Annotated in this window: 26 protein-coding genes; 21 read left to right on the top strand and 5 right to left on the bottom strand. The window is 47.8% G+C overall.

Features of this window, described 5'->3' with window-relative positions; translation table 11 throughout:
• Window positions 1-67: 67 nt before the first annotated feature.
• Entirely contained in the window at window positions 68-1,213 is a 1,146-nt protein-coding gene (locus EVX52_RS10200) for an MFS transporter (protein ID WP_129991224.1), read from the top strand.
• Window positions 1,214-1,408: 195 nt separating this feature from the next.
• Here EVX52_RS10200 and pflA read toward each other — a convergent pair whose 3' ends face one another.
• The 3 genes from pflA to EVX52_RS10185 all read right to left on the bottom strand — a co-directional run bounded on the left by pflA (window position 1,409) and on the right by EVX52_RS10185 (window position 3,635).
• The gene (gene pflA / locus EVX52_RS10195; protein ID WP_015689580.1) at window positions 1,409-2,149 is read right to left on the bottom strand and encodes a pyruvate formate lyase 1-activating protein; all 741 of its coding nucleotides are present in this window, start codon (window positions 2,147-2,149) and stop codon (window positions 1,409-1,411) included.
• Between the two features lie 97 nt (window positions 2,150-2,246).
• Complete coding sequence (locus EVX52_RS10190) at window positions 2,247-3,233, bottom strand: tyrosine-type recombinase/integrase (RefSeq protein WP_015689581.1); 987 nt, start codon at window positions 3,231-3,233, stop codon at window positions 2,247-2,249.
• A gap of 102 nt (window positions 3,234-3,335) precedes the next feature.
• The gene (locus EVX52_RS10185; protein ID WP_013574789.1) at window positions 3,336-3,635 is read right to left on the bottom strand and encodes a helix-turn-helix transcriptional regulator; all 300 of its coding nucleotides are present in this window, start codon (window positions 3,633-3,635) and stop codon (window positions 3,336-3,338) included.
• A gap of 106 nt (window positions 3,636-3,741) precedes the next feature.
• On the opposite strand from EVX52_RS10185, the gene EVX52_RS10180 reads away from it, so the two are divergent.
• The 9 genes from EVX52_RS10180 to EVX52_RS10140 all read left to right on the top strand — a co-directional run bounded on the left by EVX52_RS10180 (window position 3,742) and on the right by EVX52_RS10140 (window position 11,779).
• Window positions 3,742-4,116 carry a Cox family DNA-binding protein gene (locus tag EVX52_RS10180; protein ID WP_129991223.1) on the top strand — a complete coding sequence of 125 codons (375 nt, stop codon included), beginning with the start codon at window positions 3,742-3,744 and terminating at the stop codon, window positions 4,114-4,116.
• Between the two features lie 178 nt (window positions 4,117-4,294).
• Window positions 4,295-4,795, top strand: coding sequence for a hypothetical protein (locus tag EVX52_RS10175; RefSeq protein ID WP_013574791.1), 501 nt, complete (start codon window positions 4,295-4,297; stop codon window positions 4,793-4,795).
• 59 nt (window positions 4,796-4,854) lie between these two features.
• Window positions 4,855-5,097: a DUF2732 family protein gene (locus EVX52_RS10170; RefSeq protein WP_129991222.1), complete on the top strand. Its 243-nt coding sequence runs from the start codon at window positions 4,855-4,857 to the stop codon at window positions 5,095-5,097.
• Window positions 5,097-5,315, top strand: coding sequence for a TraR/DksA family transcriptional regulator (locus tag EVX52_RS10165; RefSeq protein WP_129991221.1), 219 nt, complete (start codon window positions 5,097-5,099; stop codon window positions 5,313-5,315). The genes EVX52_RS10170 and EVX52_RS10165 overlap by 1 nt, the downstream gene beginning before the upstream one ends.
• A 2-nt stretch (window positions 5,316-5,317) precedes the next feature.
• On the top strand, window positions 5,318-5,596 hold the full coding sequence (locus EVX52_RS10160) for a DUF5405 family protein (protein WP_129991220.1): 279 nt from the start codon (window positions 5,318-5,320) through the stop codon (window positions 5,594-5,596).
• 7 nt (window positions 5,597-5,603) lie between these two features.
• Entirely contained in the window at window positions 5,604-7,928 is a 2,325-nt protein-coding gene (locus EVX52_RS10155) for a replication endonuclease (protein WP_240783461.1), read from the top strand.
• Between the two features lie 145 nt (window positions 7,929-8,073).
• Window positions 8,074-9,285 (top strand): DUF3696 domain-containing protein, encoded by a 1,212-nt coding sequence (locus tag EVX52_RS10150; protein ID WP_129991219.1) that lies wholly within the window; start codon window positions 8,074-8,076, stop codon window positions 9,283-9,285.
• Entirely contained in the window at window positions 9,282-10,223 is a 942-nt protein-coding gene (locus tag EVX52_RS10145) for a hypothetical protein (RefSeq protein WP_129991218.1), read from the top strand. The genes EVX52_RS10150 and EVX52_RS10145 overlap by 4 nt, the downstream gene beginning before the upstream one ends.
• Window positions 10,220-11,779 (top strand): DUF262 domain-containing protein, encoded by a 1,560-nt coding sequence (locus EVX52_RS10140; RefSeq protein WP_129991217.1) that lies wholly within the window; start codon window positions 10,220-10,222, stop codon window positions 11,777-11,779. The genes EVX52_RS10145 and EVX52_RS10140 overlap by 4 nt, the downstream gene beginning before the upstream one ends.
• A 446-nt stretch (window positions 11,780-12,225) precedes the next feature.
• Here EVX52_RS10140 and EVX52_RS10135 read toward each other — a convergent pair whose 3' ends face one another.
• Together EVX52_RS10135 and EVX52_RS10130 are read right to left on the bottom strand one after the other, a co-directional pair.
• Window positions 12,226-13,239, bottom strand: coding sequence for a phage portal protein (locus tag EVX52_RS10135; RefSeq protein ID WP_129991216.1), 1,014 nt, complete (start codon window positions 13,237-13,239; stop codon window positions 12,226-12,228).
• 1 nt (window position 13,240) lies between these two features.
• The gene (locus EVX52_RS10130) at window positions 13,241-15,010 is read right to left on the bottom strand and encodes a terminase ATPase subunit family protein (protein ID WP_129991215.1); all 1,770 of its coding nucleotides are present in this window, start codon (window positions 15,008-15,010) and stop codon (window positions 13,241-13,243) included.
• Between the two features lie 164 nt (window positions 15,011-15,174).
• Here EVX52_RS10130 and EVX52_RS10125 point away from each other — a divergent pair, with 164 nt between their 5' ends.
• The 11 genes from EVX52_RS10125 (at window position 15,175) to EVX52_RS10080 (ending at window position 20,832) form a co-directional block, all read left to right on the top strand.
• Window positions 15,175-16,020 carry a GPO family capsid scaffolding protein gene (locus EVX52_RS10125; RefSeq protein WP_129991214.1) on the top strand — a complete coding sequence of 282 codons (846 nt, stop codon included), beginning with the start codon at window positions 15,175-15,177 and terminating at the stop codon, window positions 16,018-16,020.
• A 43-nt stretch (window positions 16,021-16,063) separates the two neighbouring features.
• On the top strand, window positions 16,064-17,164 hold the full coding sequence (locus tag EVX52_RS10120) for a phage major capsid protein, P2 family (protein ID WP_129991213.1): 1,101 nt from the start codon (window positions 16,064-16,066) through the stop codon (window positions 17,162-17,164).
• Between the two features lie 2 nt (window positions 17,165-17,166).
• Window positions 17,167-17,913, top strand: coding sequence for a phage terminase small subunit (gene gpM, locus EVX52_RS10115; RefSeq protein ID WP_129991212.1), 747 nt, complete (start codon window positions 17,167-17,169; stop codon window positions 17,911-17,913).
• 95 nt (window positions 17,914-18,008) lie between these two features.
• On the top strand, window positions 18,009-18,503 hold the full coding sequence (locus tag EVX52_RS10110; protein ID WP_112151133.1) for a head completion/stabilization protein: 495 nt from the start codon (window positions 18,009-18,011) through the stop codon (window positions 18,501-18,503).
• Entirely contained in the window at window positions 18,503-18,706 is a 204-nt protein-coding gene (locus EVX52_RS10105; RefSeq protein ID WP_015689595.1) for a tail protein X, read from the top strand. The genes EVX52_RS10110 and EVX52_RS10105 overlap by 1 nt, the downstream gene beginning before the upstream one ends.
• A 2-nt stretch (window positions 18,707-18,708) precedes the next feature.
• Window positions 18,709-18,918, top strand: coding sequence for a holin (locus EVX52_RS10100; RefSeq protein WP_015696635.1), 210 nt, complete (start codon window positions 18,709-18,711; stop codon window positions 18,916-18,918).
• Window positions 18,902-19,411, top strand: a complete 510-nt coding sequence (locus EVX52_RS10095; RefSeq protein WP_129991211.1) for a lysozyme — start codon at window positions 18,902-18,904, stop codon at window positions 19,409-19,411. Before EVX52_RS10100 ends, EVX52_RS10095 begins: the two co-directional genes overlap by 17 nt.
• On the top strand, window positions 19,408-19,830 hold the full coding sequence (gene lysB / locus EVX52_RS10090; RefSeq protein ID WP_129991210.1) for an Rz-like lysis system protein LysB: 423 nt from the start codon (window positions 19,408-19,410) through the stop codon (window positions 19,828-19,830). The genes EVX52_RS10095 and lysB overlap by 4 nt, the downstream gene beginning before the upstream one ends.
• Window positions 19,712-19,957, top strand: coding sequence for an Rz1-like lysis system protein LysC (lysC, locus tag EVX52_RS25550; protein WP_240783457.1), 246 nt, complete (start codon window positions 19,712-19,714; stop codon window positions 19,955-19,957). The genes lysB and lysC overlap by 119 nt, the downstream gene beginning before the upstream one ends.
• Window positions 19,920-20,387, top strand: coding sequence for a phage tail protein (locus tag EVX52_RS10085; RefSeq protein ID WP_129991209.1), 468 nt, complete (start codon window positions 19,920-19,922; stop codon window positions 20,385-20,387). Before lysC ends, EVX52_RS10085 begins: the two co-directional genes overlap by 38 nt.
• Window positions 20,380-20,832 (top strand): phage virion morphogenesis protein, encoded by a 453-nt coding sequence (locus EVX52_RS10080; RefSeq protein ID WP_129991208.1) that lies wholly within the window; start codon window positions 20,380-20,382, stop codon window positions 20,830-20,832. The genes EVX52_RS10085 and EVX52_RS10080 overlap by 8 nt, the downstream gene beginning before the upstream one ends.
• Window positions 20,833-20,973: the final 141 nt, after the last annotated feature.

Raw genomic sequence — 20,973 nt, 5'->3', positions numbered from 1 at the left:
ATTGACTTTTAAACCGCCGGTGGCATGATGCGCGCAATTTCTTCCTCTTTGTGGTCATCACCATCCTATGTCCGCCTATTCCCGTCCTGTTTCTCTGCTCCTGTGCGGACTCCTGCTGTTGACGATTTCTATCGCTGTTTTAAACACGCTGGTCCCCTTGTGGCTCAGTCATGAGCAACTTCCGACCTGGCAGGTCGGGCTGGTTAGTTCATCTTATTTTACCGGGAACCTGTTGGGTACTTTGCTCGCGGGCGGGCTGATTAAACGTATGGGTTTTAACCGCAGTTATTACCTCTCCTGCATTTTGTTTGCTGTTGCGACGGCAGGTCTGGCGCTCTCAATGAGTTTCTGGAGCTGGATAACGGCGCGTTTTGTTGCGGGGATCGGTTGTGCGTTGATCTGGGTTGTGGTGGAAAGTGCGTTGCTACGCAGCGGAACTGTCAAAAATCGCGGCCAGTTGCTGGCGGCGTATATGATCATGTATTACATCGGCACAGTGGTTGGGCAGCTCCTGGTGGGCACAGTGCCCACAGCAATTTTAAGCGTGTTGCCTTGGGTGACGGCGCTGATTGTCATTGCGATGTTGCCGTTGCTGTTGACGCATATTGAAAACCAGGACAGTGAGCAACCGCGTTATGCCGTAATGCCGATGTTCAGACGCAGAAATGCCCGCCTGGGAATTAACGGTTGTATTATTTCCGGCATCGTTCTGGGCTCTCTCTACGGCCTGATGCCGCTGTTCCTGACGCATCAGGGAATGAGTGATGCGGATGTGGGTTACTGGATGGCATTGCTGGTCAGTGCCGGAATTGTCGGGCAGTGGCCGGTGGGACGACTGGCCGATCGCTACGGACGCCTTATGGTACTGCGTATTCAAATCTTCGCCGTTATTCTCGGTAGCATTGCGATGCTCAGTGGTTATGCGATGGCACCGACGCTATTCATTCTGGGATGTGCTGGTTTTACGTTGTATCCGGTTGCCATGTCCTGGGCTTGTGAAAAAGTAAATGCAGAGGAATTAGTAGCGATGAATCAGGCATTACTGATGAGCTACACCATCGGCAGCCTGGCAGGACCAACGATGACTGCGATACTGATGCAAAGTTATTCAGACCGCCTGCTGTTCGTGATGATTGCGGTTGTCTCGCTGGTCTATCTGGCGATGCTGATGCGCAAAGCGGATCATACGCATAACCCGGTTGCTGCCGCCTGATACCCTTCATACTTGAAGCTACAACTGAGTTAGCTACGCTCTGGGACCCGAATCACTGACTTATGTCAGCTCATCGGGATCTCGTCACCTTGTTGCAACTCCAATTATTTTGGGTATGGTTTCATTGAGAATCTTAGTCTCATAAAGCGAAAAAGACGCCAGATGGCGTCTTTTTAATGGGCAGGATATCGGTGTTTAATAAATCACTTTATGCCCGTAGCTGGCCAGAATGTTTTTCACTCTTTCCATGATCTCTTTGGTCGGCGGATTTACGCCATCCAGACCGTATTTCTCACCCATTGCCGTCCATTTGTGTTTACCCAACTCGTGATATGGCAACAGTTCAATCTTCTCGATATTGGTCATATCTTTGGTGAACTCACCCAGTTTATGCGCGGAGTCATCATCATCAGACCAGCCCGGCACGACGACATAACGGATCCAGGTTCGCTGATTACGTTTAGCCAGGTAGCGGGCGAAGTCCAGGGTGCGGTGATTGGAGACACCTACCAGATTCTGGTGAATATCGTCGTTCATCTGTTTTAGATCAAGCATGACAAGATCAGACACATCCAGTAATTCGTCGATCACCGGATCATAACGACGAACAAAACCGTTGGTATCCAGACAGGTATTAATCCCTTCTTTCTGGCAGGCGCGGAACCAGTCACGCACAAATTCAGCCTGCAGTATGGCCTCGCCACCGGAGGCTGTTACGCCGCCACCGGAAGCATTCATAAAATGACGATATGTGACGACTTCTTTCATCAAGTCATCGACATTGATCTCTTTCCCGCCATGTGTGTCCCAGGTATCGCGGTTATGGCAATACATGCAACGCATCAGGCAACCCTGGAAAAAAACAATGAAACGGATACCTGGGCCGTCAACGGTGCCACAGGATTCATATGAGTGGATGCGACCTTGAACGGACATATGCCCCCCTGACTCGGTGGTGCTTTCCGTGGAAATACAATCAGTTAAGTTACTCATAAGGTTTCACTTAGTCCTAAATAGTGCAGATTCGTGGACATTATATGGACACTCCGTTAAGTGGGTTTAATGAGACTGCATCCTGCAAAAAGTCCGGTGCAAAGTGCGCATAAACCATGGTCTGTTGTACGGTGGAATGTCCTAAAATTCGCTGTAGTGTAATAATATTACCTCCATTCATCATAAAATGCGTGGCGAATGTGTGCCGCAGAACATGGACAGCCTGTCCGGCGGGTAGGTCTGGCTTCATAGTTCGCAGTGTGTTTCGCACCGTGTCGTAATTGGGCGTAAACAGTTTCCCGGTACTACGTTTTTTCACCATTTTAACCAAGCCCTCTGACAGCGGTATTGTTCTGCGTCTACCATTCTTCGTTTTCATGAATGTCAGCATGCAGTTGATAATGTGCTCAGCTTTAAGATCTGCAACTTCACTCCAGCGACCACCGGTGGCCAGACAAAGCAGCACAGCGTTGCGGTTGTCTCCTTCCAGCATATCGAGCAACTGCGTGATTTCTTCCGTGGAAAGAAACGCCATTTCTGGCTCAGCCTCTTTAAGCTTTTTCACGCCTCTGAAAGGATGCTCGCTGTGATATTCATTGGCATCAATCAGCTTGGTAAACATGCCGCTGAATATAGCCTGATGACGGTTCACACTGGCTGGTTTCAAGCCTTCATTCATCATCTTGACCCGATAATCCGTTATAGCTTTCTTGGTTATCTGGTCAGCTCTGGTCACCCCGATTTCAGCAAACTTAATCATGATTGCTGAAAGCCTGCCTTTTTCTATCAGACCACGGTTATGGTGCTTACCGTGGTATAGCCACCACAATTCCAGCAAATCAGTCAGTTTGCGGCGGTCTGCCGGTTTCTCTAACCACTCTTTATTATGGTAGTTAACCAGCACATGACGCTCATAAATCTGAGCCTCACCTTTCGTATTAAATTTACGCCGGATTCTTCTTCCCTCGGAACCCTGCGGCCTTACGTCCACTTCATATCGACCATCATCGAGCTTCTTAATTGACATAGCGAAGCCCTCCAATGGTTACAACTTTGTTCGGTACTGTCTGTTTGTGGCTGTAACAGTCGACGACTGTACAAAAATCACATATTTGTGCGGCGTATATGGTCAGCCAGTCTTTTGGTCTGAGTGGGACGAGGTTGGATTTTCTTGCCCAGAGTGTGCGAGTGCCGGCGCTATTTGGCCGGATGCGGGATCGGTCTCATCGAACATGAACCAGTTCTGATATTTGCGAAAACGAGGAAGCTTGAACAGCTTGACGCCAGATTCAAAGGTCATCTTTGATTTGTCATTTTCATAGCCGTGATAGGTGGTGTAACTAATTCCAACGATATCAGTTAGTTCCCGAATGCTTAGCCTTTCGGAGTCACGGATGAGTTTAAGTTTTTCGCCTTGAGATGTTGACATAATATCGAGTTCTCGTAATTATATTGAAAACTAAAAACCGCAATCACACTCAAAGCAGCCTAAATGGTGCCAGAACGTGATACGGAGCCAAGTCGGAGAATAGCAAATGACAGTAGAAGCGAAAACCATTGAATCTGAGAGCTCAGATGAAAATGCCACCATCAATCCAGAGGCTGGGGCAAAGCGGAAGCCAATCAATTTGTCGGAAAAGCCCGGCAACCTACTTTCAAAGGAAGGCTTTGCGCTTTACGTGGGTAAAACCCCAGCCGCAATTGTAGCCATGGCCAAGGCCGGAAAACTCCCAGCTTTTTACATGGCTGATCCACTAAAGCCCGGAGGGCATGCAGAGTTATGGATTAGCCGTAAAGAGTGGGACAAGTTTGCTGATCAGCTTGTTGAAGATGCACCGGCAGAATGGCACGGATGGAAAGACCGTATTAGTGCAAGTAAGCCTTGCCGTGGACGCGGCCGCGCAGCATAGAAGAGGCCAGTGATATGCAAAACCCAATCTCTTTAGCACCACTGCTCTGGAATCATCAAACCGCACGTCCCATGAATAATTCAATTACACATGGGAAAGGCCGCAAAGGAATCATTATCTGCTCACGCCGTTCTATGCGCGCGGTAGCAGTAAAACGGTTTTTATCATGGGGGAAGAAATGACAGTAATCACTGCGGCTATCGTAATGAATCAGCCTGCCGGGCTTCGCGCTGCTGTTGGTGAGCGCCTTGCGCCTGCTCGCTGGCAAACCTCGTGTGATTTCTATAACAAGATGAGCGAACGTGAACGTCTGACCATCTGTTTTCATGCTCAGTTAAGACAACGGCATTCAGTTATGAAATTGCAGGAAATGAACGATTGCGATCGTGAGCGTATTGTCTGCGCAATTGATGAGCTCCGGGCTGCTTTTGCAAAGTATCGTAGTTTCAGGATCACCAAGTCATGTTTTATCGGACGTTTAAACATTAGCGAACGCCGCACTTTATATTTTCATGCAGGATTAACGGAAGAGGAATTCAGCCAGCCATATTGGCGAATCGATGACGAAACCTGCTCATGGAGAGAAGCTTTATTCCGGGCACTGCGGGAATTATTTAGCCTGTTCGAAAATGCGCCGACTGTATTAACGTCGGTTCGCCCCGAAACTTACCTCCACTAATTAACCATTTTTAATTCTGCGCTTGATTGCGTAGGGAATCCCTTTGTCTGGAGCCAGAGATGAGCTTAACAGTTGGTCAGGAAATGAGAAATAAAGCAGACAGCGAAGCAACGAATTGGATGTTAAATCAGGCACAAAATCAGGCTAAGGCTGATGCAGCAATCACCTTTTCTTCGCATCTGGATTCGCTAATTAGTCACGCGATTCAAGAGCAATTAGACAGGGTTCAAATTCTTGAATTACTCGGACAAGAGTCCATCCGTTTTCACAACGAAGGTTTAGAAAATAAAGGGGTGATGTAATGCCAGATTTAATGGATTCCGTGCAGGAAAGAAATCTCGAAATTTTGACTCATCAGGTAGCTGCACATCGTATTCATAGCAATGGGGTATCGGCCTCAGTCTGTGAAGACTGCGACCAGCCAATCCCTTTGGCTCGCCGTGCCGCATTTCCCGGTGTAGTGCGTTGTGTGCCATGCCAAGAAATCACCGAACAACAGAAAAAACATTTCAGGAGCTAAGCATGATTCGAATTTCTGTAGGTGACAATTGGGTTGTGACAAGTGACTGCTACCAGTTCATTCTCAACAAAAAGAAAACTGTTCTTTCTGGCGATAAGAAAGGGCAGGAATATTTAGAAGCCACGGCTTACTACGCCAAAATTGACCAGTTGGTGAAAGGATTACTGCATTTTCATATCAGAGATTCTGATGTCCGTACCCTTGCGGAACTGGCTGATGAGATAACTGATATTGGGGATCTTTGCCGGGTTGCTTTTAACGTGACGCAGTCCGGTAAATAACGTGCTGATGAATGCAAGAGGGCGTATCGCGCCCTCGCCACCACCTAAACTAATAAAAGCCGACAAGGTTCCTTTTGTCGGCGCATACCCTTGGAATGCTCCCCGTCCTGCAATATCAAAAGAAAGACCTCTTACCCGTGATGAATTCCATCAGGGGCAAGATGCCTTACGCAAGATCCACGCGCTGCCATTTTTTCTAAGTGGCATTTTCTCTAGCCGGTATGAATATCTTAAAGAAAGCTCAGGGCTGCTGGCTGCACATCGTTACCTCATCAATGTTTTTATGCCACGGATTTGGCCTCGCATCGAGGTTGTACAGACTAAATATGCGTTGGCCTTAAGTGGCAGAGCTAATGAAATTTTTACTGATGAGGCTGAGAGTTATCGCCAGTTAGCTGGAATGAATGATAAAGCGCTGAAACGTCTCGCTATGCAAATTTCATCCCGGCTGTTCACAGAATATGAAGAGCAGAGCGATCGGCTTCTTAGTCAGCACAACGGGGTTCAAGCCAAGTTATTCACCGATAGCGCACAGCAGAAAATTTATGGTGAGGTTGCCGGTGCTGCCCGCGTTTTTAATATCACTCCAATGCACTGGCAAAAATACTGTAAACGCAAACTGGATATGCGCTCAGCGTTCTCCAGCATCGCGCGATTAGTAAATGATGAGTGGTGGATTCGACAGTTAAAAGCGCAGCGCACTCAATGGCGCGAATCTCTCCTGATTGCTGTTGGCGAGGTTAGTCTGCAAAAGTCTGGCTATGCCAGCAAACAGGCTATCCGGGATGTTCGGGCGCGCCGCTTAGCAAACATGGAATATCTGAAATCCTGTGATTTAGAAAACATCGAAACAGGGGAACGTATAGATCTCATCGATAAGGTAATGGGGAGTATTTCTAACCCTGAAATCCGTCGTATGGAGTTGATGAGCACTATTGCAGGAATTGAAAAATATGCCTCAGAAGTTGGTCATGTTGGCATGTTCCTCACGATAACCACACCGTCAAAATACCATCCAACACGCATGGTCGGGAAAAAGACTGATCGCCGCGTTAATTTCAATCATAAGTGGGATAAAGAGGCGTTTTCACCAAAGGATGGCCAGCGCTATCTGGTGAAAATCTGGGGCAAGATGCGTACAGCATTCAAAGATAACGGCATCAAGGTATACGGAATGCGCGTAGTTGAGCCTCACCACGACGCTACACCTCACTGGCATATGATGTTGTTTTGCGATAAAGCTCACCGTCAGCCTGCCGTTGACATCATGCGTCGCTATGCACTCCAAGAAGATGGAGATGAATGTGGGGCACAAGCTCAGCGTTTTGAGTGTAAGCATTTAAATAAAGGCGGGGCGGCAGGCTATATCGCTAAATACATAGCCAAGAATATTGATGGTTATGCTCTGGAAGGTGAGATAGACCATGAGACTGGCCGATCATTGTCAGAGACTGCCGCAGCCGTTACTGCATGGGCTTCTACATGGCGTATACCGCAATTTAAATCTATCGGTGTACCAACAATGGGAGCCTATCGCGAGCTGCGCAGATTGCCGCGTGGCGTGAGTATCGCTAGCGAGTTTGACGAACTTGTCGAAGCTGCAAGAGCAGCGGCAGACGGTGGTGATTTCGCCGCATATATTTCTGCGCAGGGTGGGGCGAATGTCCCACGCGATGAGCAAACGGTAAGAACTGCCCGCCAAGTGATTGATGAGTTAAACGAGTACGACGAAGAGATCCAGAAAATCATCGGCGTTTATGCCCCTCATCTTGGCACTGACCTCATCCACGAAACACGCACAACAAAATGGCGCATTGTCGCCAAGGCTGTTGAAGTTGCCGTTCATCCTTTGAATTTAATAAGCGCCTCCGGCGCGCCTCGGAGTCCTGTCAATAACTGTGGGAAGGTTCGGGCGAGGCTCGGAGATGTTTTGCCTACCAATCCCGCTGAGTACGCCGCAGCGGTGATGAAATTAGTTGAGAGTGCGAGTGTTGATTGGAGTGAGCCAGACGTCGCCAAAGTGTTGGGAGACGCAGTAAGGCGACAATCACCGGCGGTAAATCATCGGCAGCAAAGTTTTGATCCGTCCAAATCTCGTAAGCTTGCTCCTTCGGCACGATTAACAAGGTGCGAAAGGGCCAAAATACCGCATATTTATAGAGAGTTAGTGAGCCATGGCATCACGCCGGAGCGATGGGAGCTAGAAGCCTTGGCGCGTGATGCGTCTGTGATGATCGACGGTATTAAATTTTGTACTCAAGCATTGATAGTTGGTCAGATTTTTGCGCAAAATAATGAGGAGTTCAATGGTCCGCTAGCTAATACTGTTTGACGCTTTCGTTGATCAGAGACAAACTTAGGGGGAAATTACAAACCTTCTCGCATGTTAATCTAAAGGGACTAGTTCATCATATGCTGTCTCTCAATGCATGAGACTTAGGTTCATAGAATGATTTTTTAACACAGAGAAGTAAAAGATGATTAAACCCACAAAATTCTATGCAAAAAACTATAAAGCGTATAAAGAAGTAAATCTAGATGTTGGTAAATTCAACGTTTTTATCGGGAAAAACAGTGCAGGGAAAAGTGCTTTAGCAAGACTAGCCCCCTTAATTTTAAAGTCGCTAAATGTAGGTTCCGATAATGTAATCGATTTCGCTCCTTTAGGTATCGATATTGGGGCGTCTTATCAAGATATAGTTCACGGACATAACGAATACACTAGACTTGAATTAGGTGCCTCTTTTGACTGTGATGGGGAGGATATCTCATTCTTTACGGAATTGATTTTTTCCACAGAATTAAAAACACTTCTAGTGTCTAAGTTTAATGCGATAAATAAAGGTGTGACTTATCAAGCTGAGTTGGATCTAGAAGGATTAGAAAAAAATGGTAATGTAAATTATGTTTCTAATGGTAAAAGACAAGACATTGTTTTTGAAGGATTAATCCCAAAAACAACTGAAGATGACAATATTTTCGTTTTATTGGAAATGGTCAGGGTTTATAACTTTGACATAAGTTATTTAGGTCCTTTCAGATCAGAGTTGAAAAGAACATATACTAATAAGGCAATAAAAAATCTTGAAATAGGCGATAAGGGTCAAAATGCCCCTTATATATTTAAAACTATAGATTTTAAATCAAATGGTGTTTTAAGCAATAAAATTAAAGAGTGGATGCATAGTAATTTTGATGGGAAATACTTTTCCTTGCGCTCTTATGATCAATCTTTCTCGGTTATTTGCAGTAGCCAATACAATGAGTCAAATATAATTGATGAAGGTATGGGGTTTGCTCAAATATTTCCTAGCATAATAAATAGAAATGTACGAGATCTAAAGAAAATCAAAGGCATTGAAATAATAGAACAACCGGAGCTACATATCCATCCAGCAGCATGCGGAACAGTTGCTGATTTATATTTGAATGCTAGAAATAGTAATGTAATCTTTGTAGAAACGCACTCAAAAGAATTTGTTTTGAGGGTTAGAAGGCGTGTTGCGGAGGGGATTGAGTCTGATGATGTCAATATTATTTATATTGATTACGACGCTGATAATAAGACAGCACGACTTACTCCTATCAAAGTAGATGATAAAGGGGCCGTTGATTGGTGGCCTAAAGGTATTTTTGAAGAAGATTTTGATGAGGTAATAGCGTTAGCGATGGCGGGTTCGTCAAAATGAAAATCAAGTGCGAATTAGACGTATTAGACTCACCTGAAGATAAGTTACTCTTTTTTAGTGGCATGATTTCACATAAAAACTCACACTCAATTGATTTGTCAAATATTGAAGAATTAATAAGTAATGAGAACATTAATGAAACTGAGAGGCTTTATCTTAAAAGATTGGCTGTCGCAGCTATCAATACAAATTATCAGTTAGCAATAACCATCTCCAAGCATGGAGGTGGAGATAATCAATTTCAGGCATCTGATTTAAATGGAATACTAAGTCGTAAGGCAGTTGTAATCCTTGAAAATGAATTCAGTGATGCTTTATTTATTAATGCTGTACTAAAAAGTCAAAAAAAAATATCACTTTTGCAGTCAAAAGACGTTTCATGGGAGATAAAAGGCGCCGGGGGGTGCGGGGAGATCCCTAAACATATATTAAGCGAAGTAACTAAAATGAAAACCCTTAAGAGAATTTTAGTTATTCATGATTCAGATCGATTATATCCAGATAATGAGATTAACGAAGTGCAGAGGAAGATAATTGAAACTGCTGAGCAGAATAATGTCACTTGTTGTACTTTAGATAAAAGGGAAATAGAGAATTACATACCGGACGAAATCATAGCGAAGTTAGACTTTGCAAGAAAAAAAATAATTGAGTCATTTTCAAATCTATCATCTACGCAAAAAGATTTCTTTGATTATAAATTTGGATTTAAGAAAAAAGGTGGACATAAAAGAAAAAGCGATGCCAGCTTTAATGGTCTATATGCAAATATTCCTGATGAAGTTTACAATGCAATAAAAAATGGTTTTGGAAAGGAAATTTCAGATTTTGCTTATAAAGATGACACTTTAATAACAAAAGATGACTTTACGCTACGATGTGATAAGATAAATATAGAGTTTAGTAAAATCTGCGTGGCTATTGAGAGAATATTATGATTAATAAAGATAACGAAATACCTTCAGTAAGCCCAGAAGTAATGTTTATCGATGATCTGGTTTCTAACATCGAGAATGGTAAGATTGTCTTACCCGAGTTCCAAAGACCTTATGTCTGGAAAGAGAAAGATATTAAATATCTCTTTGATAGCATATATAAAGGATATCCAATTGGTTCTATACTACTATGGAATGGTGGTGGCAAAGAAATCCCGACACCGAATTATTTTGGTGGAAGGACTGTAAATCAATCAAGTGGTGATAAATATTACATAGTTGATGGGCAACAACGTCTCACAACTCTTTTTTGCTGTCTTTCAGATGATATATTTGATGAGAATGGGAAATGGGACCTATATTTTAATCTCAAAGAAGATGTTTTTACATACTCTCGAGGTAACAAGGGAGATGACTCTCACCTTATAAGCATAAAATCTCTCAGAAAAACCACCTCATTCTTAAAGGAGGCTCGTAGAATTATGGATAACACTTCAGACGATTCTTTAATAGAAAAGGCCGAGGTGTTAGCTGATAAAATTAGAAAATATAAAATGGCAGTCATAAAACTTGACGGAGGGGATTTATCAGCTGTTGTTGAGGTATTTTCTAGATTAAATTCTATGGGTAAAAATATAGGGCAGCAAGATTTAGTTTATGCGTTGACATATAATGGCACCTCTGAAAGCGGAATCAATAAATTCATTGATGATGTTCGCATATGTTTCAAAAAACATTTCATTGATGAAAATAATAAAAATGAAGTCTTCCTTCAGTTAATTAAAACAGCAATTGGATTTGAGGTCTATGACCAGGATAGAAATAAAATTGTTGAAAAGCTAAAGTCCATCAACCAAAAAAACCCTCAACAATTAAAAGATATACTTACCTCCCTAGATGAAACATTAGGTTTCTTTGTTAAAGAAATGTTGGTTAATAAATTCTCATTGCTACCATATGCAAATCTTTTATTTATGGCGTTTCACTACTTCCATTCCTATAATGGCAATAAATCCACTAAACATCTGAAAAATTGGTTATTCTTTATTTCGATATATGAGCTTGGAAGAGCCAGTCCTTCCAAAATTGAAGGTATTATACTCTTCTTTAAAGACGGTTTAACTAGGGATGCACTCTCACATCAAGTAGGTTTAAGTAAGCAGCTAAAATCTGCAACCTCACCTGATTTGTCTGCTAAGTACTCAGCCGGTTCAGCTTCTGGTAAAATATTAGCTATAGTCCTGAAAAATCACGTAAACTCGGTCTTGTTAAATGAAGAAATAATTTGTGATGTCAACTCTATTTCTATTTTCCCACCACAGAGTTTATTTCGATCAAACTTTAGTAATTTTCTTGGTAGTAAAATATTTTTCGCATACACTCACAGTGATGATAAGTTGGCTGTGAAAGTGATTGAAAACGCTGTTCCTACATTTTCGCTTTCGTCAAATGATAGAAGCAAGGAAGAAATCATCGAATACAGAAGAAGCAATATAGAGAAAGTTTATAATTCATTTGCAAATAATGTTTCTTCTTTCTTGAAGATTGAATATCTTTAATTCTTGCTATTACAATGTAAATATAGGCTTTATGATGATCCAAGATCAGACATCATAAAGCTTTACATTCTTTTAGCATATAAATAAATGAATGACTTTGGAATCGCCATATTTCATTATTCTGGATGCATAAAATTGCATTACTTTGCGTAATGAATTTGTTCAATTATTTTAGCCTCTTCACCAGAGTCAGTATGGCTTAAGACATCACAGGCAACTGCATTAAAACCAACACACAAAGCGGGCAGGCGTGGCGGGGATAGCATTGCGCGCAAACCCACTTTTTTATATTTATTCTCGCGCCTGAGCGCGCCGTGGTGGCTTTTTGTTGGTTCGGTCAGGTTTGAAGCTGTTCGGCGGGGACGCCCCGTATCGCGGCGTTCATGGCCTTGAATAGGGCGTAAAAAAACCGCCGTTGTCCCGGCGGTTCTTCTCAATGGTTGGTTTTAAAGTTCGTAATCAGTAAACCTGACCACCTCTTTTCCTACCCACTCGTTTAACTCCTTCATGCGCTCCTGCAACGGGACCAGCTCATTACGCACAAATACCTTTGCTGCTTTCTCAACATCACCAAAGCCGCCGGTGTTGTTTGGGATAATGCCCATCATCTGCGGTGGCACCCGGTGCGCGCTAAGCAGGTCGTCGCGTGTTGCGTTCTTGATGTTAAAGAAATCGTCCTTGGTCGCCACTTCGCTGAGGGGAATGATTTTGATCGCATCCGATTTTCCGCCGGGTGCGTGGTAGAAAATATTTTTAAAATTCCCTGACCCTTTGGATTTCGTCATCATGTCGCGCAGTGCGGTCACGTCCTGCGAGTTTTGCGCCGGGTCGGTCACATACATGACATAGCCCGCGTGTGCGCCGTTGAGGAAATATTTCCGACGGTACAGCGTCGCTGACTCATTGAGCCATGCGCTATTTAATGCGCTCAGGTATTCCGGCAGGCCGTACAGTTCCTGATTAATGTCCGGCTCTTGCAAATGAAAAACGTCCCCCTGACCAAAGGTGTGGGGGGTTATGTAATTCTCCACGAACCAGTAAACATCTTCCTCAACACCCCGGCGTGTGTACTTGGCCGGTGACGCCTCCAGCTTGAGAAGCTGGCCGGTCACGCTCAGGCGTTTTTCGATGAACGCATTACCAAAAACAATGTAGTCCAGCGCGTAGCGGCTGAATTGCTGCTGAGAAAGCAGTGGGTGAGGGATGAACGTACTCGCCAGAATATTACGCTTAACGTACATCGGCGAACTGTGGTGAACGGCGGCGCGGAAGCTTTTAGCCAACCCGGAGAAAGTGACCGGCGGCTCGTACCATTTCCCGTTGCTGAGGCATTCTAGATAATTAAGAATATCGCGGCGATCCATCACCGTGGCCGGTTCGTCAAAGCGGAAAATCTCACTTTTCTGGGCGTCGGATTGCGGCGTCAGTTTTTTATTGATGCGGTTTTTTTTACGGGTCATATCAGAACATCACCAAGGTAGATTTTATTTGTTTGCCGGAGGCGGCGGTCAGCGGCTCGTTAATCAAAACGTGCATCGTTGCCCACGCGACGTCGGCGTGGCTGGCTTCTTCACTGCGGCTCGCGCGGTAGGTTGATTTCGCCCCGCTGGCCGTCATTGTTTTCTGAATGGCCATGAATGACGCCGTGATATCCGTGTGGCCAGCGTCGTATTGCAGACAGCCGCGATGGATGGTGTTTTTCGCTTTCAGTACCATTTCCGTCTTCACTTCCGGCGTGTATTTGATTTCACGCGCCGCCGGGTAAAACTGCCTGACGAGCTGATAAACGCCCTGACCCACGGTGGTGGCATCGATACCGATGTATTCAACGTTATATTTTTCTGTCAGTGCCTCGATGGCTTTGGCCTGCGCATCAAAATCCATACCCTGCCACTGGTGACGTTCCAGAATGCGGAAAATGCCGCCCGGCTGATCGGGTGGAGCAATGACCACACACCCGGCACTGTCGCCGCCGTTCGCTTCCGACGGGTCGTAACCAATCCACACTGGATTGTCATCGAACGGGTGAAATACGTAGGGATTAAAGTCTGGCCACTCTTCGAGACTGTCCACCATGCAGCCCTGCAACTCCTCAAACGGGAATACCGAGGACTTATCATCGACAAATTCACACATCAGCAGGTTCTGATATTCAGATGGGCTGTATTCCAGTGAAAGCTGATTAATGTCGAACAGATCGCAGCCCCCGGACAGCGCATCTTCCACGGTGACAATTTGCCGCCACTGGCCGTCGGCACATTCCACACCGGCGGCTAAATGGCTGTGGCTGAGGTCGAGCTGAATTCGCTGGTCTTTATGCCGACGCCCTTTATTAAATAACTCACCAGACCAAAACGGATAGGCGCTGTGGGCTAGGCTCGACGGCGTGGAGAAATAGGTGGTACGCCATTTTTTATGCAGTGACATCCCGGAGGCCACTTTGCGCAGCTCCTGAAATTTCGGGATCCAGAAATATTCATCCAGATACAGATTGCCGGTGTAGCTCTGCGCGGTGCGGATATTTGTTCCGAGAAAGAACAGGCGCGCCCCGTTTGAAAGCTGCATCGGGTCGCCTTTGAGGTCTACGTCAACCTGACGGGCAAAGTCGATAATGTAATTTTTAAAGACGTGCGCCTGTGATTTACTGGCCGAAATAAATATCTGATTACGTCCGGTGGTCAGTGCATCAAGCAGTGCCTCGCGGGCAAAAAAGAAGGTCGCGCCAATCTGGCGAGATTTGAGAATATTGCGGATGCGGTGCTGTAAACCCGCCTGATGCCAGCCGCGCTGATACTCAAACGCCTCATCGAGAAAAATGTCATTGAGTTTGGCAATAGCGTCATCCGTGAAAACGTTTTTCTCCGCCTTTTTTCGCTCCCCTTTGTTGCGGTTCGCCACGTTCGGATTTAAATCCGCTTCGCTGCCGGTGGACATGTAGCGGTTAACCCTTGCGAGGCGCTCAATCTGTCGGCCCAGCAGGTCGATTTCTTTAAAATCCTGCCCCTCTTTTTTACTCTTCATCACCAGTTGAATGACCCGCGCCTCGATGCTGGTTTCAATGCGGGAAATAGGGGCGACGGCGTCCCATTTCTCCCGCTGTTTCCAGCTCTGCACTGTGGGTTTTTTCAGGCTGAGCATTTCCGCTATTTGCGTGACGGAAAAACCCTGCCAGTAAAGCAGTGCCGCCTGTCTGCGCGGGTCGCTGATTAATCCTGCGTTGTTCTCGGTCATTGTGTCGCTCCGCTGAATGGATGAGCGTCACGCTACGCAACCACTCACACCCTCGCATTAACCCCCTGTTGTGTAATGGATCGTCAGACGGCCGCCGCTGGCCGTGCGGGCGTCAGGTCGGGAAACTAGCCCCGAACCTAACTCCCACTCAGGACATCTGAACAATGGCAAAGAAAGTATCGAAATGGTTTCGAATCGGCGTTGAGGGTGATACCTGCGACGGCCGCAATATTGAGGCAAGCGACATTCAGCAAATGGCCACAGCGTTTGATCCGCGTGTCTACGGTTGCCGCATCAATCTGGAGCACATCAGAGGCTTATTACCGAGCGGTGACTTTAAGCGTCTCGGTGATGTCGTCGAACTGAAAGGCGAGAAAATTGATGATGATTCAGCCCTGAAGGGTAAGTGGGCGCTGTTTGCCAAAATCACCCCGACTGACGAGCTGGCCGCAATGGTCAAAGCGGGGCAGAAAATTTACACCTCTATGGAAATTCGCCCGAATTTCGCTAACACCGGTAAAGCCTATCTGGTGGGGCTGGCCGTGACCGATGATCCCGCCAGCCTTGGAACGGAAATGCTCGAATTCAGCGCCCGCGCTAAGGTCAACCCGTTCGCCGGTAAGAAAGACCAGCCGGATGATTTGTTCTCCGTGGCCACCATTGCCGAGCTGGATTTCGAAGACCTGCCCGACAACCTGCTCACTAACCTGACTGAAAAGATCAAAGGGATGTTCAGCACCAAGCAGACCACCGATGACGCCCGTTTTTCTGACGTGCAGGGCGCAATCACTGTCGTGGCCGAGGAATTACAAACCGCCGGTGAAACCACCGCAAAACGCTTCTCTGAACTGGAGCAGGAAATTACCGCGCTGAAAGGGCAGGTGAAAACCAGCGATGCGGCGCTTAGCTCGTTAAAAACCTCCCTCGATAGCACCGAAAGTTTCAAACAACCGAAACGCCCGGTATCTCCGGGTGGCAACGGTGAAAGCACCTTTTTGACGAACTGCTAACCGGCGGCGTTCCCCTTTATTCCTGATAAACAGTGAGAGAAACATGCGTAAGAACACCCGTTTTAAATTTAATGCCTACCTGTCCCGTCTGGCCGAGCTGAACGGCGTCGATGTGGAGGATTTAAGTAAAAAATTCAGCGTTGAACCCTCTGTAACGCAGACCTTAATCACCACCGTGCAGGAGTCCTCTGAATTTCTGAGTCGCATCAACATGGTGCCGGTTGATGAACAGGAAGGTGAAAAAATCGGCCTTGGCGTGACCGGCTCTATTGCCAGTACCACGGATACCGACGGCGGCAGCGAACGTAAAACCGCAGATTTTCAGGCGCTGGCTTCACGCAAATATAAGTGCGAGCAGGTCAATTTCGATTTCCATATCCGCTACAACACCCTCGATTTGTGGGCGCGTTATCAGGACTTCCAGACCCGTCTGCGTGATGCAATCGCTAAACGTCAGGCACTGGATTACATCATGGCCGGTTTCAACGGCGTAAGCCGCGCGGAAACTTCTGACCGCAGCAAGTTCCAGATGTTGCAGGACGTGGCTGTCGGCTGGTTGCAAAAGCTGCGTAACGAAGCCGCCGAGCGCGTGATGGATAAAATCACCGATGATGACGGCGCAATTGTCTCTGCCACTGTGCGAATCGGTAAGAACGGTGATTTCGAAAATATCGACGCCGCTGTCATGAACGCCACCGATTTTCTGCTGGATGCGTGGCACTCAGAAGACCCCGGACTGGTAGTGATTTGCGGCCGCAAGATGCTTTCCGATAAGTATTTCCCGCTGATTAACAAGTCGCAGGAAAACAGCGAAAAACTGGCCGGTGACATTATCGTCAGCCAGAAACGCATCGGTAATTTGCCTGCGGTGCGTGTGCCTTACTTCCCGGACAATGCCCTGCTGATCACCCGTCTGGATAACCTGTCTATCTACATCATGGACAGCTCACACCGTCGCCATATCGAAGAAGTAGCGCGCCGTGACCGCATCGAAAATTACGAGTCCCTGAAAATTGACTTTGTGGTCGAAGACTACGGTTGCGCGGCGATGATTGAAAACATCGAGCTCGGCGATTTCACCCCTGAAAAAAACGAGCCGGCCTCATCACCGGTGACCGAAACCCAACCTGAAACAGAGGCGTAACCATGCTGAGTCCCGCACAGCGTCACATGATGCGGGTCTCTGCTGAAAAAGCCTCATCGCAGCGGGTCAGTGATCCGCTGCGTTCGGCACTGCCCTACGGTCAGATGCTGATGAAGCTGCGCGGAGACCGCCAGATACTCAAATCCATTTATTCCGTTGAAGACAAAGCCCGACGCAAGCGCGACATGTTGCCAGCCTATGCGCCGTGGATTGCCGGTGTGCTGGCCAGCGATGCCGGAAATCAGGATGACGTCCTGATGACGATGTTGCAGTGGTCACTCGATGCCGGGGACATTCGCGGCACGTTCGACATGGCGCGCTATGCGCTAAAACACGGCCTCAGTGTGCCGAATAACAAGCGCCCGACGCCGTATTTATTTGCCGAAGATGTTGCGCTGGCCGCGATGCGCGCCCGCAGTGCCGGGGAATCCGTCAGCGTTGATGATCTACTGACCGTGATTGATATGACCCTCCCGCATGACATGCCGGATCCGGTACGCGCCAAGCTGCACAAAATTACCGGTCTGGTACTGCGTGACAACGGCCAGCCCGAACAGGCGCTTAATCAGCTAAAGCGCGCGATGCAGCTTGATAGCGTCGCTGGTGTGAAAAAAGACATAGAGCAACTGGAGAGGGCGCTGCGGCCAGCGGTGGTGGTGGCGAAGCCTGATGCCGCCCCGCGCAAAACCAAGCCTAAAGCCACCCCGGCTAAGCGTGGTCGCCCGCGTAAGACAAAGCCCAGTTGTTAACAGAAAGCGCCCCGCGCCGGACGGCACGCAGGCCGATGCAGGTTTTCACCTCGTCTGACGCCTGCGTCCACCGTCCACCTATTTGAGGTTTGAACATGGATATTGTCATGACCGCAGCAGCGGCGAGCTCCACCGTAGTGATCCCCCCAGAGCAGGCGGTCATTCCCGTTATCACCAATACGTTTTTTTTCCCGGACGTTGACCCAAAACTGGTGAGCGAACGTATCCGCCTCGGTCACGTCGTGACGGATGAAAGACTGCGCGCCGCGATTAAGTCCGCAATGGCCGAGGTCAACGCTGAGCTTTATCTCTTCCGGGAGGCGCAGATCGAGGCGGGATTTAAAACGCTGGCGGATGTGCCCGCTGAAGCGCTCGACGGGGAAAGCGTGAAGTGTTTCCACTACCTGAGCGCGGTCTGTGCGATGACCACCGCCGTGATTTATGAGCGTTACCGCAGCTATGACGCCAGCGCGAAGGGTGACAAAAAGGCCGATGCGCTGGAGGTGTCGGTGGATGACCAGTGGCGTGACATGCGCTGGCATTTGTCCCGGTTACAGGGGCAGGCGCGCGGCATGGTGAGCCAGCTCTGATGAAAGTCATCGCACAGCAGGGCGACACGCTCGACGCCCTGTGTTTTCGCTACTACGGGCGAACCGGGGGCGTCGTTGAGACGGTACTGACCGCGAATCCCGGTCTGGCTGAATTAGGCGAAGTCCTGCCGCACGGCACCACCGTGATTTTGCCAGACGTTGATACCGCCTCCACTTCTGAAACCGTCCAGCTATGGGACTGACGATGGAAAAAATATCTTCAATGTTTGCCTATGGGCTCGCGGCATTGCTGGCTTTTATCGGCGCGCTGACGCCGCAGGATTTCGCCTTTCTGGTGGGTGCTGCGGTGGCCGTGGGGACGTTTTTCGTTAACTGGTACTACCGGCGCAAAAGCTACAAGTTGCTGGAGCGTAACGGTCTGAGTCAGAGGGTTTTCGATGAACTCAATCGTTAAACGTTGCAGTGTGGCCATCGTGCTGGCACTGGCCGCGCTGATGCCTGATTACCGGTTTGTCAAAACCTCCGCCGAGGGTCTGGCCATTATTGCCAACCTCGAAGGGTGCCGCCTGAATCCGTACCAGTGCAGCGCCGGAGTCTGGACATCTGGCATTGGCCACACTGCGGGGGTGAAGCCCACGCAGAACATTACGGAGCAGGATGCCGCCAGTAATCTGATTGCTGACATCATCATGACGGAGCGCGCCGTGGATAAATGCATGCCGGTGACCATGCCGCGGCCGGTGTATGACGCCGTGATCAGTCTGGCGTTTAACATCGGTACGGGAGCGGCATGTAAATCCACACTGGCCTATTTCATCAGGCACGGTGAATGGTCGCAAGCCTGCCAGCAGCTTCCCCGCTGGGTGTATGTCAATGGCGTGTGGAATAAGGGGCTCAACAACCGCCGGGCGGTTGAGCTGAAACACTGCATGAAGGGGGTGCCATGAAATACATCATCACGGTGTTAGTGCTGACGCTCGCGGGTGCGCTCTTTGCGTGGCGGGGAGCAAATCAAAAAGTAGCAGCGGCCAATCAGCACATTCAGCAATTAAAAACGACGCTGGAAGCCAGCGCGCTGGCCATCAGTGAGCTGAAAGCCAGCGGTCAGCGTAATGAGCGCGCGCTGGTTGTGCTCCGTCAGCAGGTTAATGCGGCGGGTGCGCTGGCCGCGCGTCGGAATCAGACGATTACGAGGTTACTCAATGAAAATGAAGCGCTGCGCGGCTGGTTTCAGTCTCCTTTGCCTGATGACATTATCCGGCTGCACACTCGCCCCGCGTTCGACAACCCCGGCGATTATTTACGTTGGCTGTCCGAAAGTCAGCAGTTGTCCGATGCCGGGAAGTACCCCGAAAACCAACGGTGATTTAAGCGAAGACAATCGCCAACTGGAGAGCGCGCTGGTGAACTGTGCGCTGCAAGTCGAGACTGTTAAACAATGTCAGGAGTCCCACGATGTTGAAGCCCGCCAGCCTGAAAAACGCGATCTTTAAGTCCGTTCCGTTGCTGCGTGATAATCCGGACATGCTGCATATGTTTGTTGATGGCGGCACGATTAATGCCACGCTGGCCACGTCGTTATCGTTTGAGAACCGCTACACGCTGGATATTGTCGTAACAGATTACATCGGAGATTTAAACCTGCTGATTGTGCCGGTTAACGTGTGGCTGCGTGAGCATCAGCCGGACATCATGACCACAGAGGAAGGGAAAAAACGCGGCTTCACCTACGTAGCGGATATTAATAACGACGACAGCAAAGACGTGCGCATGAGCCTGCAACTGACCGAGCGCACCATCGTCAAAGAAACTGACCGCAGGCTAACCGTTACACCACTGGATGAGCCTCCGCTGCCGGTGCCGGTACACCGGCCAATGGAGCTGTATGTGCATGGCGAACTGGTGAGTAAATGGGATGAATGAGCTCAAGCCCTTTGACGATAAGCTCGCCGGATTGCTGGCCAGCCTGTCCCCCGCTGGCCGTCGCAAAATGGCCGCTGAAATAGCTAAAAAGCTGCGAGCCAGCCAGCAGCAGCGCATCAAGCAACAAAAGGCACCCGACGGTACGCCGTATGCAGCCCGTAAGCGGCAGCCTGTCCGGGGGAAAAAGGGCAGGGTGAAGCGAGAAATGTTCGCCAAATTGCGCACCGCGCGATACCTCAAGGCGAAATCCACCGATGAGGCTGCGGTGGTCGAATTCGCTGGCAAGGTACAGCGGATTGCGCGCATTCATCAGGAAGGTTTACTGGATAGACCGAATAGACATAGTGCGCTTCTGCGTTATGAAACCCGATGTTTGTTAGGAATTAGTGATGTTGATATCCAAGAGTTACAGGGTATTATCATTAATAAAATCTTGAAAAGTTAAAGTGTCTCATAGAAATAATAGCTATTATGACGATAAAAATTCATGCATCCATTAATGGTGAGGAAAAGTCATAGTTCATTTATGTTTTTGGCTGAGGTTTTTTTTATGCATTATGTGGGGGCAGAGAAGCTAATCTAATAG

It is taken from the genome of Rahnella sp. CFA14(1/10), from assembly GCF_004195095.1.
Classification (GTDB): Bacteria; Pseudomonadota; Gammaproteobacteria; order Enterobacterales; family Enterobacteriaceae; genus Rahnella; species Rahnella perminowiae.
This window is presented reverse-complemented; position numbering and strand designations above follow the sequence as displayed.